The sequence below is a fragment of the Rhodobacter sp. 24-YEA-8 genome (assembly GCF_900105075.1).
Classification (GTDB): domain Bacteria; phylum Pseudomonadota; class Alphaproteobacteria; order Rhodobacterales; family Rhodobacteraceae; genus Pseudogemmobacter.
On sequence record NZ_FNSK01000004.1, the window covers coordinates 118,698 to 133,139 of the forward strand.

Consider the following 14,442-nt stretch of genomic DNA (forward strand, 5'->3'; position numbering starts at 1 on the left):
TATTGCACAGGAAATCCTGGAAGAGGTGCGCTTCTCTGTTCCGGCGGGCCCGCTGGGGCAGGCGCTGGTCGTCTGGGGTCGTCAGGCGGGCGTGCAGATCTCGTATCTGGATGCCACCACATCGGGCAAAAATACCTCCGGGCTGACCGGGACATTGCCGCCCGAGCAGGCGCTTTCGCGGCTCCTGTCCGATACCGGGCTCAGCTACAGTTTCAGCGACGCACGCAGCGTCATTATCTTTGGCCGGCCCGCTGAGGAAACGGGCGCAGATCCTGCCGGCAATGTCATGCTGGGCACCATCCTTCTGGGGGGCGGCAGTCTTGGCAGCCATGACGACACTTTCGAAACGGCAGGCTCGGTCGCCTATGTTTCGGGTGAGGAAGTGGCGCAAAAGCGCGGCACATCTGTTGGCGACTTTATCTCTGGTGTGCCTGGCGTATTGAATGGCGACAGCCGCAATTCCGGTGCGCTTGATGTCAATATTCGCGGGATGCAGGGCGAAGGCCGCGTTGCGGTGGTGATTGACGGCGCCAGCAACCAGCAGACTGTCTATCGCGGCTATAACGGTGCCCGGTCCAGCAGCTATGTCGACCCTGATTTCATCGGTGAGGTCGCAATTGAAAAGGGTGCCAGCACGGGCGCCGATGCCTCGGGCGCGATTGGCGGTATCATGCGGATGCGGACGCTTTCGGTCCACGACATCCCGCTGCCTGGCAAAAAGCTGGGGTTCCGGATCCGCACCGGGGTGAATACAAACAGCACTTCCGCGCCGGAGGTACAGACTTTGGGCGGGGTCGCGGGCGGCTATTTCCCGATCGGCCAGCCCGCAAATACGCGCGATGGCGGCAATATGAATCGCCCAGGGCTCCTGAAGCCGACAGGCGGCAGCGCCAGTATCGCTGCCGCCTTCACCTCGGAAAATGTCGATCTGGTTGCCTCGGTTGCCCGCCGCGTCAACGGCAACTATTTTTCCGGCGAGCATGGCCGGGGGCAGGCCCATCTCGTCGAGTTCGGGGATAACGGCTATGGCTCGAATGTGATCGGCTATGAAGGCCTCTCGCCCTGGAAAGGCGGCGAGGAGATCCTCAACACCTCGAATGAGAATACCTCGGTCCTGCTGAAGGGCAATTTCCGCATCGGGGCGGATCAAGAGTTCGAACTCAGCTATATGGGATATGACAGCAGCTATGGCGAGATCATGCCCACCCGACTTGGCACGCATACAAGTGCCGTGGGCGGCTATCAGTCGCCGCTCGATACGCTTGATCTGAAGACCTATACTCTGCGCTATAAATGGGATCCGGAAAGCGATCTGGTCAATCTCAAGGTCGATGCTTTCAGAACCGACCTCGATCACCGCCCGACCAGCCTGACAACCGTCAATGGCATAACGACCACATCCTATATCTGGTCCCGCGTCGTGCGCGACGGCGTTACCATTTCCAATGAAAGTCTCATCACGGCAATTCCGGGCGACTTCAGGCTGACCTATGGTGGTGCATGGCAGCGCGAGAATATGGGGCTGCCGGATGGTCTGGAAAACAACCGCGCCTTCACCGATCAGATGGAGTTTCCACCAAGAACCGGGAAGCGAACCGAGATCAGCGGCTTCGTAAATGCCGACTGGCAGATCAATCCGGAATGGCAGATCGCTGCGGGCCTGCGTTACGCGGATTTCGAAACGACCGACCACAATTACAAGCTGGCCTGGGACGGCGTAAGCTACTGGCCGAATATGCGTTTCAACCTGGTCCCGGGTCAAACGACCACGCTTTCCGGTCATGGGTTGTCAAAAAACATCTCGCTCAGCTGGGCACCGACAGAAACACTTCAGCTTTATGCCCGCTATTCCGACAGCTTCCGAATGCCAAGCATTTTCGAGACGATCAACGGCTTCTCGACCGGAAGTGTTCCCGCAGATCTGCGTCCGGAAAACGCGAAAAGCCTGGAGTTGGGCGTGAACAAATCCTTTGCCGGCGTATTGGCAGAAGATGACGCCCTGCGCCTGCATCTGGCCTATTATGACAACAATATCGACAACTATGTGACGCGTTCGGACGTTCCGACCGAACTCGCCCCCAACTGGTTCATTGGCGGGCTGGGGATGCTCAATCTTGAGAATGCCCGAATGAAGGGGATCGAAGTCGCGGCCGATTATGTGCGGGGCGATTTCTCTGCAAGGCTGACCTGGAATCACGCGATCACGTCACGTTACTGCGCCCGACCCGGAACGGTGTGGAACCAGGAGCTTTGCAATGGTGGTGGTTTCGTTAACAGCTATGCGCTGCAACATGTGCCGCCAAAGGATCAGGTCACGCTGCAGCTCGGCTATACGCTTCTCAATGACAGGTTGGATATCGGCACCCGGATCAGCTATTTTTCACGCCGCCTCGTTGAAACCACGGTCGCAAATACTTCGCAGATTCAACCGGGTAAGTGGAACCCCTATACGCTGGTCGATGTCTATGCGACCTACAGGATCGACGATGCAAAGCAGATCGACTTTGCCATCGATAACCTGACTGACCGCTACTACATGGATGCGCTAAACGCGGCGCTGATGCCCGCGCCCGGTCGGACCTTCCGCATAAACTTCACTGCGAAATTCTGACACATGATCCGGGCGCCATGCGCCCGGATAAATCACCGCCCTCATGACAACAGGCTCCAGAACATGATCGATCAGGAAACATCCGCAGCACCGGCGCGGGGCAAGGTATCCGACCGCGCGGCGGTTCTGCGTGCAGCGACCCAATCGACTCATGAAAAGCTCGACACGTCGATCATGGCCGCCCGCCCCTTTGACAGCATCTCGAACTACAGTAAATTCCTTAAGGTCCAGCACGCATTCCACCGCGATGTGTCGCCTCTCTATGACGCCCAGGTGCTGCAAAATCTTATCCCTGATCTGCCGAACCGTGCCCGGCTTGCGGCCGTTGTGCAGGACGCAACTGATCTTGGCATTACCCTGCCGGATTATGTCACGGCACCTGCAACAGCCGAGGATACCGGGCTCCCCGAGGCCCTTGGCTGGCTTTATGTTGTCGAGGGTTCTAATCTCGGCGCCGCCTTCCTTTTCAGGGCTGCCCTGAAGCTGGGGCTTTCGGCCACACATGGCGCCCGTCACCTGGCTGAAGCCCCGGAAGGTCGTGCCAAACAGTGGCGCGACTTCAGGGCAGCACTCGATGCAGTGCAGCTTACAGAAGCGGAACAGGCCCGCGCTATAACAGGCGCAAATGTCGCCTTTGAATGTGTTCGCTCTCTCGTAGCTGAACATCTCGCAGGAAGACCGTCCGATAGTGAAACGGTGACCTTTCCCGGGGTCAGCTAGTACAAACCGCAGGGCGCTGTTGCAGCAGTCACCAGCGATCGGGATTCACACGAGGAATCCAGGGTGTAAGGGCTCGGGATGACCTGGCCTGAACCCGCCGGCTATCGCGCTGGAATGGCTTCGCCGGTGCAGATGCGGTTCATAGATGCCGGATTGCGCCTGATCTTCACTGTCAGATCCGGTAACCCAGCCCGGCCGATATCTGTTCCGCACTATCCTGAAGCAAGCGGATAATCCGCGGATCGGGTGTTTTCGGAATGAAGTCGATCGACCCTACCAGGGCAAGAGCGCCGAACAGCGTGCGGTCGTTACGCAAAACAGGGGCGGCGATCGCATTAATACCAGAGAAGATTTCTTCCGGCGCATCGGCCCAACCCCGATTTCTGGTCAGATCGATTTCAGCCCGGAGGCGGTCGGGATCGGTGATTGTGTGGCTTGTGCTGGCGGTGAGCGCCGCTCCGAACAATCTGTCGCGCAGATCCTGCGGGCCGAACGCCAGGGCGATTTTACCCTGCGCCACGGTGTTGAGCGCGAAGCGCGTGCCTGGCCGCAGGCCGATTTCCAGCAGGCTGCGCCCGGAAACCACGTCGATGACCACAACTTCGTTTTCATTGAAGGTCGAGATGACGACGGTTTGCCCGACCTGATCGCGCAGCTCTTCCATCACGGGGCGGGCAATTTCCATGATGTCGAATTTGCGCACGAGCTGCTGCCCCAGAAGATGCAGCCGCCAGCCGGTCGTGTAACGGTTGTTGCGTCCGGTCTGCACGACATAGCCATGTTCGCGCAGACCGGAGAGATGCCGGTGGACACGCGCTTTCGGCATGTCGAGCATCCGTGCCAGATCGCTGACCCCAAGCGCCGCATCGGCCCCGGCCAGCGCCTCCATGATCAGAAGCGAGATGACCGCATTCGGCAATACATCGGCCTGGCCATCAGCGGGCAAATCATCGGCTGCTGCGCCCGGCACCAAATGCGGCTTCATTCCCACCTCACATATTATCCTGGCAAATCTATAAAACGTTCACCGAAAACAAAGTAGTCCTGAACTTTCGGTGCCGCTGCATCCTCGGGGCGCACATACCGGATAGAGCTGCGGCCGCGGCAATTTCTCGGCAGCACGAAAGTGCGGATGAAGGAGGTCGGGCTGCTTTCGGTCGTGGGGGCAAGCACCGGCTCATGACCGATTTCCAGCCAGGGATCGCCCGGCCCATAGGTGCCTTTCCCGCTGGGGGTCTCGATGCTTATCTCGCCTTTCAGACAGCAACGGATGCCAGGCCCCTGATGAACATGGGTCAGTGCGACGCCGCCCGGGGGAAAGCCGACCCGGTCGCAGCGCAGCAGCCATTCCTGCGCCGGATCAAGATCAAGCTCTGCCGAGAGGCGGGCCGTCGAGGTGACGCCCGGTGCCGATTGCAGCCTGCCATCCCCGGGCGCATCTGGTGCCACAAGATCCCAACGCCAGAGCCGAGTCCCGTTCGGTCCGCCTGAAAGGGCCACAGGGCTCTGACCAAGCCATGCCCCCCCGGCCTGGTGATTTTGCGCGCCATCGCTGAATTCGACTGTCACATCGCCTTCGACAACATAAATTGCCCGCGCCGCCGCCGGAAGATAGGCATGTTGCGTGAAACCGGCGGGAAAAACATCTTCCGTCAGCCGCAAAACCACTTTTGTCATCATTCGTCCTTCCCATTCCCCCGACTTGCCCCGGATCAGGGGTAGCGGGGTCGCTCACTCGATTCCGTGATCGTATTGATCAACGAGACAGCAGTATCGTATGTCGTTACGATACGCTTGACAATCACCCGTGCATTTGAAAACAACATTAATCGATACCGATATCTCGTTCACAGATACGGTCTGCTCATGATGTTGGTTGGGAGGCCAAGGGGAGGATGACGATGAAACGATTCTGTGCTGCGATCAGTGTTGCTGCCGCTGTCTGTGTGTCGGCGGGCGCGGCCCTGTCTGACGTGACCATTCGCCTGGGCCATGTGACCCAGACCTCGCACCCGTTCCATATTGGCGCGGAAATGTTCCGCGACGCTGTTGCCGCTGAAAGCAATGGCACGATTGAAATCAGCATCTATCCGGCTCGTCAGCTTGGCGACGACCGTCAGCTTCTGGAAGGTGTACGGCTTGGCACCGTGGACGCTGCGATCATTTCTTCCTCGACCTTCTCGCTGTTCACGCCGGTGATGGACGCGCTGCAGCTTCCCTGGCTGATTGGGTCCTATGACGAGCTGGCCGAGGCCTTTGTCTCGGCGCCGGCCAGGGACATGCTTGTCAGCCTGGACGGGTTGGGCATGACCGGGCTGGGATATTATGAGGGTGGTTTCCGTCATTTCCTGAACAACCGGGTCACCGTCAATACGGTCGCGGATATGAAGGGGCTGCGCGTGCGCGTGGTTCCGAACCCGCTGCATATCGCGATCTTCGAGGCGATTGGTGCAGCGCCGACCCCGATGGCCTATGGCGAAGTCTATACCGCGCTGGAAACCGGTGTACTTGACGGTGCAGAGATAAATGTCTCTTCCGTCTATGGCGAGCGCTTCTACGAGGCGGCGCGGGAATTCAGCCTGACCGGGCATTTCTTCTTCCCGGGCGTGCTGGTGGTCAACAAAAGCCTTTATGACCGTCTCTCTCCCGACGAGCAGACCGCACTGGCCGAGGCAGCCCGCAAGACAATCGCAACCCAGGTCGCTGCGGCAAAACAGCAGGAAATGGATGCGCTTGAAGAGCTGAAAGCTGCAAGCGTCAAGGTTGTCGAATTCAACGATGTCGAGGCAGCCCGTGCGCTTGTCCAGCCGCTTGTCGAAGACTACGAGGCCCGCGACCCGCTGGTGAAGGCCTTTGCCGATCACGTTCGCGCCGCTGCGGCCAACTGATCCCCCGCACGAGCGAAAGGCGGAGAGCCCGTAAATGTCTGTCCATTCCCTGTTCAGTCTCTATCGAAAGGTGATAGGGGCTTTCGCCTTCGCCTGTATGGTCGGGATCGTCCTTCTGACGGCCCTTCAGGTGGTGTCGCGCTATGCGCTGCAATCTGCGCTGTTCTGGCCGGAGGAAGCGGCGCGCTTCCTCCTGATCCTCATCACCTTCATCGTCGCGGGTCTGTCCTATGATCGGGGCGAGATGATCGGTGTCACGATCTTCACGCAGCGGTTCAGTCGCCGTATTGCGCTGGTGTTCTCGGTGCTGGTCCATCTTTCGATGCTGACACTGCTGGGTTTGCTGATCTGGTATGGCTGGCAATTCGCCCAGATGAATGCGGTCCAGAAAGCGGCGGCGCTGCGGATCCCGATGCAGTGGATCTATATGGCGGTGCCGGTGGGCTTTGCCATCCTTGCCTGCCATGTGCTGGGCAATCTTCTGTGCACTTTGCGGGAACTGGCCCGTCCGAAAGGAGATCTGGCATGAGCCTCTTCATGGGCAGCTTTGCCATCTTCCTCCTGCTGAGTGTGCCGGTGGTGATGGTGCTGGGGCTTGCCTCGGTGACCTATCTGGTGATCGTCGGCCAGTCGCATCTGCTGATCGCCCTGCCGCAGCGCCTGATCGTCGGCGTTGATCAGTTCATCCTGCTGACGGTGCCTCTGTTCATCCTGGCCGGTAATCTGATGACTGTGGGCGGGATTTCCGGCCGGATCATCGATCTTGCGCAGGCAGCCTTTGGCCATCTGAAGGGTGGTCTCGCCCAGGTCAATGTCAGCTCCAGCGTGTTCTTCTCGGGCGTCAGCGGTTCTGCCACAGCGGATGCAGCGGCAATGGGCACCATCCTGATCCCCGGCATGAAGCGCGAAGGCTACCCCGCGCCCTATGCGGCGGCGCTGACTGCGGTTTCCTCGCTGATCGGGCCGATGATCCCGCCCAGTCTGCAACTGGTGGTCTTTGGCGCGCTGACCGGCACTTCGATTTCGGCGCTGTTTCTGGCCGGGATCGTGCCGGGAATTCTGCTTGCCCTGGCGCTGGCGCTTTATGCCTGGTGGGCGGCGCATCGCAACAATCATCCCAGCAGTGGCTGGATTGGCTGGCGGGCGCTTGCCCGGGCCTTTATTCGTGTGCTGCCGGTGCTGCTGCTGCCCTTCCTGATCCTTGGCGGCATCCGGTTCGGCATCGTCACCGCGACAGAGGCGGCAGTGATAGCAGTGCTCTATGCGCTGGCGGCCAGCGTCTTCCTCTATCGCAGCCTGACCTGGCAGAGCTTTTACACTGCCACCGTAAATTCGGCCATTATGACCGCAGGCATCATGCTGATTGTCGCCATGGCCAGCATCGTATCCTTCGTCTTCGGTATCGAGCGGATCCCGGAAAAGATCGTCGGCGCCATGCTGTCGATTTCCGATAACAAATATGTCGTGCTGCTGATCATCAACATCTTCCTCTTGCTGCTGGGCTGTTTCCTCGAACCTATCGGCGCGATGATCATCACGCTGCCGGTGCTGACCGAGCTTGCCGCGCAGATCGGGGTCGATCCGGTGCATCTGGGAGTTATCGTCTGCCTTAATCTGGTGATCGGCATGGTGACGCCGCCGCTTGGCCTGTGCCTGATGATTGTCTGCGCCATCGGTAAACTGTCGATCGAAGAGGTGACCAAAGCGATCCTGCCGATGATCGGCGTCGCAATCGCCGTGCTGATGGCGGTGACCTATCTGCCCTTCATCTCGCTCTGGCTGCCGGGATTGTTGCCGTAAGGCCGCAGCCTCCGGCGCCCCTCTATTCTGCCATTAGCCTTTGAGGAATCTGATGTCCCTGACCGAAACCGATCTCGACCAGGCCGCCCGCGCGCTCTACGACGCCGAGATTTCGAAGCAGATCATCCCGCAGCTTTCGCGCAGCCATCCCGGCCTGACCCTCGCCGAGAGCTATGAGATCCAGCGGCGCTGGATGCGCCACCATCTGGAGGCGGGCCGCAGGGTGGTCGGTCACAAGATTGGCCTTACCTCGCGCGCGATGCAGATGGCATCGAAAATGACCGAGCCGGATTATGGTGCGCTCCTCGATCATATGATGTTCCGTGATGGCCAGACAATTCCGGCAGGGCGCTTCATCAAGCCGCGCCTCGAAGTCGAGCTGGCCTTTATCCTTGGCGAAGATCTGACGGGCCCGGGCTGCAATATCTATGACGTGATGCGGGCAACCGAGTTCGTGGTGCCCGCGCTGGAGATCATCGACTACCGCACCGAGGTGCCGCGCGCGATCACCGATACGATTGCCGATAACGCGGCCTCGGGCGGCGTGGTTGTCGGCGGCCGGCCGGTACGACCCTTCGACATCGACATCCGCTGGGTCGGCGCTACCCTGTCGAAAAACGCGGTGATCGAGGAATCCGGCGTCTCGGCTGCGATCATGGGTCATCCGGCTGCGGGGGTGGCCTGGCTTGCGAACAAACTTGCAGATCAGGGCGAGATCCTGCGCAAGGGTCAGTTCATTCTGGGCGGCTCTTTCACCCGGCCGGTGGATATTGCTGCGGGCGATGTGATCCAGGCCGATTACGGCCCCATGGGCGCGATCAGCGTGAGGTTCGAATGATCACCAATGCGTTCAAGGCCGCGCTGACGCGGGGCAAGACACAGTTCGGGCTCTGGAGCACATTGTCTTCGGGCCTGACGACAGAGGTGATTGCCGGCGCAGGCTATGACTGGATGTTGCTCGATACCGAGCATTCGCCCGCAGATCCCCTGACCGTGCTGCCGCAGCTTCAGGTAATCGCCGGTTATCCTTCGGTCAGCCCGGTGGTGCGTCCGGCTGCGAATGATCCGGTGCTGATCAAGCGCTTTCTTGATCTTGGCGCCCAGAGCCTGCTGATCCCCTATGTCCAGACCCGCGAAGAGGCCGAGGCCGCCGTGGCCGCGACCCGCTATCCGCCCGAGGGGATAAGGGGGGTTTCGGCCCTGACCCGCGCGACCCGTTTTGGCCGGGTGCCGGGCTATTTCGACCATGCGGCAGAGGAGATCTGTACCGTGATTCAGATCGAGACCGGGGCTGCGCTGGACGCGCTTGAGGATATTGCGGCGGTGCCGGGGGTGGATGCGCTTTTCGTCGGCCCGGCAGATCTGGCGGCAAGCCTTGGATATGGCGCGGAGCAGACCCATGACGATATGCGGGCAGCGGTTCTCGATGCTCTGCGCCGCATCCGCGCAGCTGGCAAGCCCGCCGGGCTCCTGACCGGGGATCCGGTCTTGCAGTCAAAGGCTCTGGCCGCCGGGGTGGATTTCCTGGCCGTAGGTGTTGACGCTGGCATTCTGGCCCGTGGCGCAGAGAGCTTGCTGAAATCGGCCCGCACCCTCTGACGCCGGCGCGGAACTGAGACGGTGGCGCGATTTACACGATCTGGCGGTTCAGCGTCACATACCCGACCTCGCCACCGCGCCCGGCCATGATCTTTTCCGGGTCACGACAGGAGACAGCGTAGCTGAAGCAGAAGAAAGCGACATGCGTGATCACCGACTTCGGAAAGTGAAGGCCCCTGAATCCGGCCATCATGACCGCGCTTTCGATTCCGCTGGCATGCAAAAGACAGATGCGACCGACCGGGAAATCGGGGGGGCGGCAATTTTTGTGACAGAAGCCGCGAAGAGCGAGCGCACGGTGTCCATCGCCGTCTTCATGTTGTCGTAAATCCCACGGGGGCAGCTGCACCTGAAGAAGGCAAAGGCCCTGTCGGGGGTGTCGAACATCCAAGCCATCGCAGCCCCGCTGTCATTGCGGCCCTGGTGAGCTCGATTGACGTGCGGCAGTCGACAGGCGATCTCTGACCTGAGATACCAAATTCTCTCTGCTCTCAGGCGCGGCGTCAAACCGCATAGCTGCGGTTCGCAATGTCCGGATTGAAGGGATTGCTGTGTCTGCGGCCTGGTCTCCGCTGACTCAGCATGATTTTGAACAGTCATTGGTGAGGGCTCTACACGCCCGAGCAAACCGTGCAGCTTGCCCGGGCGGCGCCCGTCGAAATGTGTCGATCCGGCGGGAACGCTGACCGGATCAGCGCCGGATGAAGGGGTTCGGGATTTCAACCCCTGTCGAGAGCCAGACACTTTTCAGTTCAACATATTCCATGATGCCGGTCATGCCACCTTCGCGACCGATGCCGCTCATCCCGAAGCCGCCAAAGGGCGAGGTGATCGAGGTGGAACGGTAGTTGTTCACCCAGACCGTGCCGGCGCGGATCTTTTCCGTCATGCGCAGACCACGGGCGAGGTCGCGGGTCCAGACCCCTGCGGCCAGACCGAAGATGGTATCATTGGCGATCTGCACCGCCTCTTCCTCGTCTTCAAACGGGATGATCGAAAGGACGGGGCCGAAGACTTCTTCCTGCGCGATCCGCATCGAATTCTTCACGTCGGTGAAAATCGTGGGCTCATAGAACAGCCCGTTGGGCCAGTCTGCGACAGCGGCACGTTTTCCGCCGCGCACCAGCTTTGCGCCCTCGGCGGTGGCGATGGCGACATATTCCTCGATCTTTGCCAGCTGCGGCGCGGTTGAGATCGGCGCGATCTGGGTGTCGGGGTCCGACGGGTGGCCGAAGCGGATATCCTTCAGGAAGTCCACCAGCCTTTCAATAAAGCGGTCATGGATGGACCGCTGCAGCAACAGGCGCGAACCTGCCACGCAGGTCTGGCCCGAGGCCGCAAAGATCCCCGCAACCGCACCTTTGACCGCCTGATCCAGATCGGCATCTTCGAAGATGATGTTCGGGGATTTGCCGCCCAGCTCCAGTGTGACCCGTTTCATCGCGCGGGCAGCCTGTTCATTGATGATCCGCCCTGCGACCGGCCCACCGGTAAAGGCGATGCGCTCGACCTTCGGATGCGCGACAAGGGCCTCTCCCATCTCATGGCCATAGCCGGTCACCACATTGACCACACCTTTCGGGAAGCCGGCCAGTTCCACCAGCTTCACGAATTCCAGCGTCGAGGCCGAGGTGAACTCCGACGGTTTGAGCACCACGGTATTTCCCGCCGCAAGCGCCGCAGCGAGTTTGAAGCTCATCAGCGGCAGGGGCGAGTTCCAGGGCATTATACAGGCCACGACGCCCAGGGGCTCATAGCGGGTGTAGTTGATCACCCCCGGCTTGTCGGTCGGGATGGTTGCGCCCTGCAATTTGTCCGCCATGCCGCCATAGTAATAGTAGTAATTCGGCAGGTAGTTCATCTGGACGGTCAGCTCGGCAATCAGCTTGCCGTTATCCTTCATCTCCAGCTGGGCGAGCCAGGCGGCGTTTTCAGTGATCAGATCCCCGAGCTTGCGCAGCAGCGCGCCGCGCGCCGTGGCAGACAGGCTGCGCCAGGCGGGATCGTTGAACGCGCGATGGGCGGCCATGACTGCGCGGTCGACATCTTCATTCTGCGCCCGGGCGATGGTGGACCAGACTTCGCCGGAGACCGGATCGGTCGATTCGATTCGGCCGCCCGAAGCTGCGGGGGTGAAGGCGCCGTCGATATAGAGCTGGTATTCGACAATGCCATCGCGGGCCGGGGTCGGACGGATGGCGGGATTGGCGGCCTGCGGCTGGAAGGGCCCGGTCGGGTTGGAGATAGGCATGGCAACCGTCCTGTTTTGCGTGACAAATGTATTATAGTGGCTACAATATAGCTTAAGACACATCTGCCCTGCAAGATGCTGTCTCGGCTGTCATGGCCGCCTCCGCAGGTCTGCGATATGTCCGGAAGCAAAATCTGCTTGCCAAATATATAAATGTATTATTATTGCTACTATATAAACTATCCGGCGCCATGCGACCTGATGGCAGCAGAAAGCTGCCTGCTTCCGGATAACGATAATGGGCCGGTGTGTCGCCTGCCCTCTGACAGGAGAGTGACCAAAATGAGAGAAAGAAGGCTCCGGAACTCCGTCCTGCTGGCATTGCCGCTGGCACTCGGCTTTGCTGCAGGGGCGCAGGCGCGCGACCTTGTGATCATCGGGCCGGGCGGTGGCTATCAGGATGCGGCGCGCGAGACGCTGTTCAAAAGCTTTACCGAAGCGACCGGAATCAAGGTCAAGGATGATGCGTCAGACGGCGAGCTGGCCAAGATCTATTCCATGGTCGAAACCGGTCAGGTCACCGAAGACATCCAGATGATCGGCGAGCCGGAATTGCTGCGCGGCTGTGAAGACGGGATCTTCGAACCCGTCGATTATGATATTGTCAAAAAAGATAAATTCATCGACGGAACAGCGCTGGAATGTGGGATTGGCGGCGCCGGCTGGGGCGCAGTTGTCTTCTATGACAAATCGAAACATGCCGCCGGACCGCAGAGCTTCGCGGACTTCTTCGATGTTGAGAAATTCCCCGGCAAGCGGTCCCTGCGCTCTACTGCTCAGATGACGCTTGAGGCGGCGCTGCTTGCGGATGGCGTGCCTTCTGCAGAGGTCTACGAGCTTCTCGCCACCGAAGAGGGCGTGGCCCGTGCTTTCGCCAGGCTTGATACGCTGAAAGGCCATGTCGTCTGGTGGAGCACCGGCGCGCAGCCTTTGCAATTCGTCGGCAGCGGCGAGGTCGACTTTGCGCTGGCCTTCACCGGTCGTATCCTGCGCGCGATGAACGAAGACAAGAAAGACTACCAGCTCGACTGGAACACGCTGATCTATTCGGTCGATTATTGGGCAGTTGTCGCCGGTTCGCCGAAGAAAGATGAGGCGATGAAGATGCTCGACTGGATCACCGATGTTGGCCCGTTGCGCGAGCAGGCGAAAATCTGGCCAATCTCGCCGGCCAATAAAGAGGTGAACGAGGATCCGGTCATCCGCGAAAGCAATCCGGGTATGGTTCTGAACCACACGGATGAAGGCCTTCGGATCAATACCGAATTCTGGGTCATCCATGGCGAGGACCTGGAAGCACGGTTCGCGGCCTGGGCTGCGCGCTGATCACTGAATGAACCGGCAGGCGCCCGCTTCAGGACGCGCCTGCCAGAACCGACTGCGGGGCGTGGGTGGCGAAGTGAACAAAACGACCGTTTCATGGCTGCTGATTGCGCCTCTTCTTTTGCTGATCCTGATCGGCTTCGTCATTCCGATCGGGGTCTCAATCAAACGTGCCTTTGACAGCCCCGAAATAAGCATCGCATTGCCCCGCACGACGCTGGCGCTTGACGCCTGGGACGGTGAGGGGATGCCCCCTGAAGAAGCCTTCGCAGCGGTTGTCGCCGATATGGGGGCGGGGCTCGACAATCGCGCTTTCGGGGCGCTGACCCGGCGGCTGAACTTTGAATCGACCGGGCTGCGGTCGACGCTGACAAAGACCCGGTCCGGCGCGGATACGCTTGAGGCGCCCTTTGCGACCTCGCTTCCCGAAATTGCCCCGGAATGGGGGAAGCCACAGATCTGGCGGCTGCTGAAGCTTCATGGCAGCCCCTATACCGCCACTTATGTGCTGCGGTCTCTGGATCTGCGCTATAATGACACCGGCGCCATTGTTCCGGTCAGCGAGGATCAGGCGATCTTTCGCAGCCTGTTTCTCCGCACCTTCCTCATCAGCGCGGCGGTGACCCTGATTACCGTGGTGATTGGCTACCCCGCTGCCTGGTATCTCTCGACCCTCACGGGGCGTGGCAAGGCGATAGCGATGATGTGCGTGCTGATCCCGTTCTGGATCTCGATCCTCGTGCGCTCGACCGCCTGGTTCATCCTGTTGCAGCGTGAGGGCGTGATCAACGGTCTGCTGAGCGCGGCCAGTCTGATCTCGGAGCCGAAGGCGATCATTTTCACAAGGCCAGCGGTCTATATCGCGATGGTCCATGTGCTGCTGCCCTTCTTCATCCTGCCGCTGCTGAGTGTCATGGCGCGGATCAAAGGTGATTATGTGCGGGCGGGTGCCTCGCTCGGGGCGAAGCCGTGGCAACAGTTTCTGCTGATCTACCTGCCGCTGACGCTGCCTGGCCTCAGTGCCGGTGCGCTGATCGTCTTCATGCTCTCCGTGGGCTTTTACATCACACCCGCGCTGGTCGGCGGCATCACTGATCAGATGGTCGGCTACTATATCGACTATTTCACCAATAACACTATCAACCAGGGCATGGCGGCGGCGCTTTCCTTCCTGCTTTTGCTCTTTACCGGGTTGATCCTGCTGGTGGCAGGGCGGCTGATGCCCTCTATGGGCAAGGGGAAGAGCTGAG

At 60.1% G+C, this 14,442-nt stretch carries 13 protein-coding genes; 9 read left to right on the top strand and 4 right to left on the bottom strand.

Annotated features, from left to right (window positions below; genetic code table 11):
- Nucleotides 1-25 precede the first annotated feature (25 nt).
- Nucleotides 26-2,611: a TonB-dependent receptor gene (locus tag BLW25_RS20940; protein WP_216279457.1), complete on the top strand. Its 2,586-nt coding sequence runs from the start codon at nt 26-28 to the stop codon at nt 2,609-2,611.
- 63 nt (nt 2,612-2,674) lie between these two features.
- On the top strand, nt 2,675-3,331 hold the full coding sequence (locus BLW25_RS20945) for a biliverdin-producing heme oxygenase (protein WP_092903793.1): 657 nt from the start codon (nt 2,675-2,677) through the stop codon (nt 3,329-3,331).
- Nucleotides 3,332-3,503: 172 nt separating this feature from the next.
- Here BLW25_RS20945 and BLW25_RS20950 read toward each other — a convergent pair whose 3' ends face one another.
- Nucleotides 3,504-4,220, bottom strand: coding sequence for an IclR family transcriptional regulator (locus BLW25_RS20950; protein WP_171909685.1), 717 nt, complete (start codon nt 4,218-4,220; stop codon nt 3,504-3,506).
- A gap of 110 nt (nt 4,221-4,330) precedes the next feature.
- Nucleotides 4,331-5,008 (bottom strand): hypothetical protein, encoded by a 678-nt coding sequence (locus tag BLW25_RS20955; protein WP_143040582.1) that lies wholly within the window; start codon nt 5,006-5,008, stop codon nt 4,331-4,333.
- Between the two features lie 224 nt (nt 5,009-5,232).
- Here BLW25_RS20955 and BLW25_RS20960 point away from each other — a divergent pair, with 224 nt between their 5' ends.
- From BLW25_RS20960 to BLW25_RS20980, 5 genes are read left to right on the top strand one after another with little or no spacing between them, the layout of a single operon-like run.
- Nucleotides 5,233-6,219 carry a TRAP transporter substrate-binding protein gene (locus tag BLW25_RS20960; protein WP_171909686.1) on the top strand — a complete coding sequence of 329 codons (987 nt, stop codon included), beginning with the start codon at nt 5,233-5,235 and terminating at the stop codon, nt 6,217-6,219.
- Between the two features lie 34 nt (nt 6,220-6,253).
- Nucleotides 6,254-6,748, top strand: coding sequence for a TRAP transporter small permease (locus BLW25_RS20965; protein WP_092903801.1), 495 nt, complete (start codon nt 6,254-6,256; stop codon nt 6,746-6,748).
- Nucleotides 6,745-8,019, top strand: a complete 1,275-nt coding sequence (locus tag BLW25_RS20970; protein WP_092903802.1) for a TRAP transporter large permease — start codon at nt 6,745-6,747, stop codon at nt 8,017-8,019. Before BLW25_RS20965 ends, BLW25_RS20970 begins: the two co-directional genes overlap by 4 nt.
- Nucleotides 8,020-8,071: 52 nt before the next feature.
- A complete protein-coding gene (hpaH, locus tag BLW25_RS20975; protein WP_092903804.1) occupies nt 8,072-8,857 on the top strand; it encodes a 2-oxo-hept-4-ene-1,7-dioate hydratase in 786 nt (261 codons plus the stop codon).
- The gene (locus BLW25_RS20980; RefSeq protein WP_092903806.1) at nt 8,854-9,618 is read left to right on the top strand and encodes an HpcH/HpaI aldolase family protein; all 765 of its coding nucleotides are present in this window, start codon (nt 8,854-8,856) and stop codon (nt 9,616-9,618) included. Before hpaH ends, BLW25_RS20980 begins: the two co-directional genes overlap by 4 nt.
- Before the next feature lie 31 nt (nt 9,619-9,649).
- On the opposite strand, the gene BLW25_RS24535 is transcribed toward BLW25_RS20980, so the two are convergent.
- A complete protein-coding gene (locus tag BLW25_RS24535; RefSeq protein ID WP_171909687.1) occupies nt 9,650-9,808 on the bottom strand; it encodes a hypothetical protein in 159 nt (52 codons plus the stop codon).
- A gap of 501 nt (nt 9,809-10,309) precedes the next feature.
- Nucleotides 10,310-11,869: an aldehyde dehydrogenase gene (locus tag BLW25_RS20990; RefSeq protein WP_092903810.1), complete on the bottom strand. Its 1,560-nt coding sequence runs from the start codon at nt 11,867-11,869 to the stop codon at nt 10,310-10,312.
- 282 nt (nt 11,870-12,151) lie between these two features.
- On the opposite strand from BLW25_RS20990, the gene BLW25_RS20995 reads away from it, so the two are divergent.
- Nucleotides 12,152-13,195, top strand: a complete 1,044-nt coding sequence (locus tag BLW25_RS20995) for an ABC transporter substrate-binding protein (protein WP_171909688.1) — start codon at nt 12,152-12,154, stop codon at nt 13,193-13,195.
- Nucleotides 13,196-13,268: 73 nt separating this feature from the next.
- On the top strand, nt 13,269-14,441 hold the full coding sequence (locus BLW25_RS21000) for an ABC transporter permease (RefSeq protein ID WP_171909689.1): 1,173 nt from the start codon (nt 13,269-13,271) through the stop codon (nt 14,439-14,441).
- Nucleotide 14,442: the final 1 nt, after the last annotated feature.

Bases quoted from the DNA above. Each gene is read 5' to 3' on its own strand.
- BLW25_RS20945 (WP_092903793.1), top strand. From the start codon at position 2,675: ATGATCGATCAGGAAACATCCGCAGCACCGGCGCGGGGCAAGGTATCC.
- BLW25_RS20950 (WP_171909685.1), bottom strand. From the start codon at position 4,220: ATGGAGGCGCTGGCCGGGGCCGATGCGGCGCTTGGGGTCAGCGATCTG.
- BLW25_RS20955 (WP_143040582.1), bottom strand. From the start codon at position 5,008: ATGACAAAAGTGGTTTTGCGGCTGACGGAAGATGTTTTTCCCGCCGGT.
- BLW25_RS20960 (WP_171909686.1), top strand. From the start codon at position 5,233: ATGAAACGATTCTGTGCTGCGATCAGTGTTGCTGCCGCTGTCTGTGTG.
- BLW25_RS20965 (WP_092903801.1), top strand. From the start codon at position 6,254: ATGTCTGTCCATTCCCTGTTCAGTCTCTATCGAAAGGTGATAGGGGCT.
- BLW25_RS20970 (WP_092903802.1), top strand. From the start codon at position 6,745: ATGAGCCTCTTCATGGGCAGCTTTGCCATCTTCCTCCTGCTGAGTGTG.
- hpaH (WP_092903804.1), top strand. From the start codon at position 8,072: ATGTCCCTGACCGAAACCGATCTCGACCAGGCCGCCCGCGCGCTCTAC.
- BLW25_RS20980 (WP_092903806.1), top strand. From the start codon at position 8,854: ATGATCACCAATGCGTTCAAGGCCGCGCTGACGCGGGGCAAGACACAG.
- BLW25_RS24535 (WP_171909687.1), bottom strand. From the start codon at position 9,808: ATGGCCGGATTCAGGGGCCTTCACTTTCCGAAGTCGGTGATCACGCAT.
- BLW25_RS20990 (WP_092903810.1), bottom strand. From the start codon at position 11,869: ATGCCTATCTCCAACCCGACCGGGCCCTTCCAGCCGCAGGCCGCCAAT.
- BLW25_RS20995 (WP_171909688.1), top strand. From the start codon at position 12,152: ATGAGAGAAAGAAGGCTCCGGAACTCCGTCCTGCTGGCATTGCCGCTG.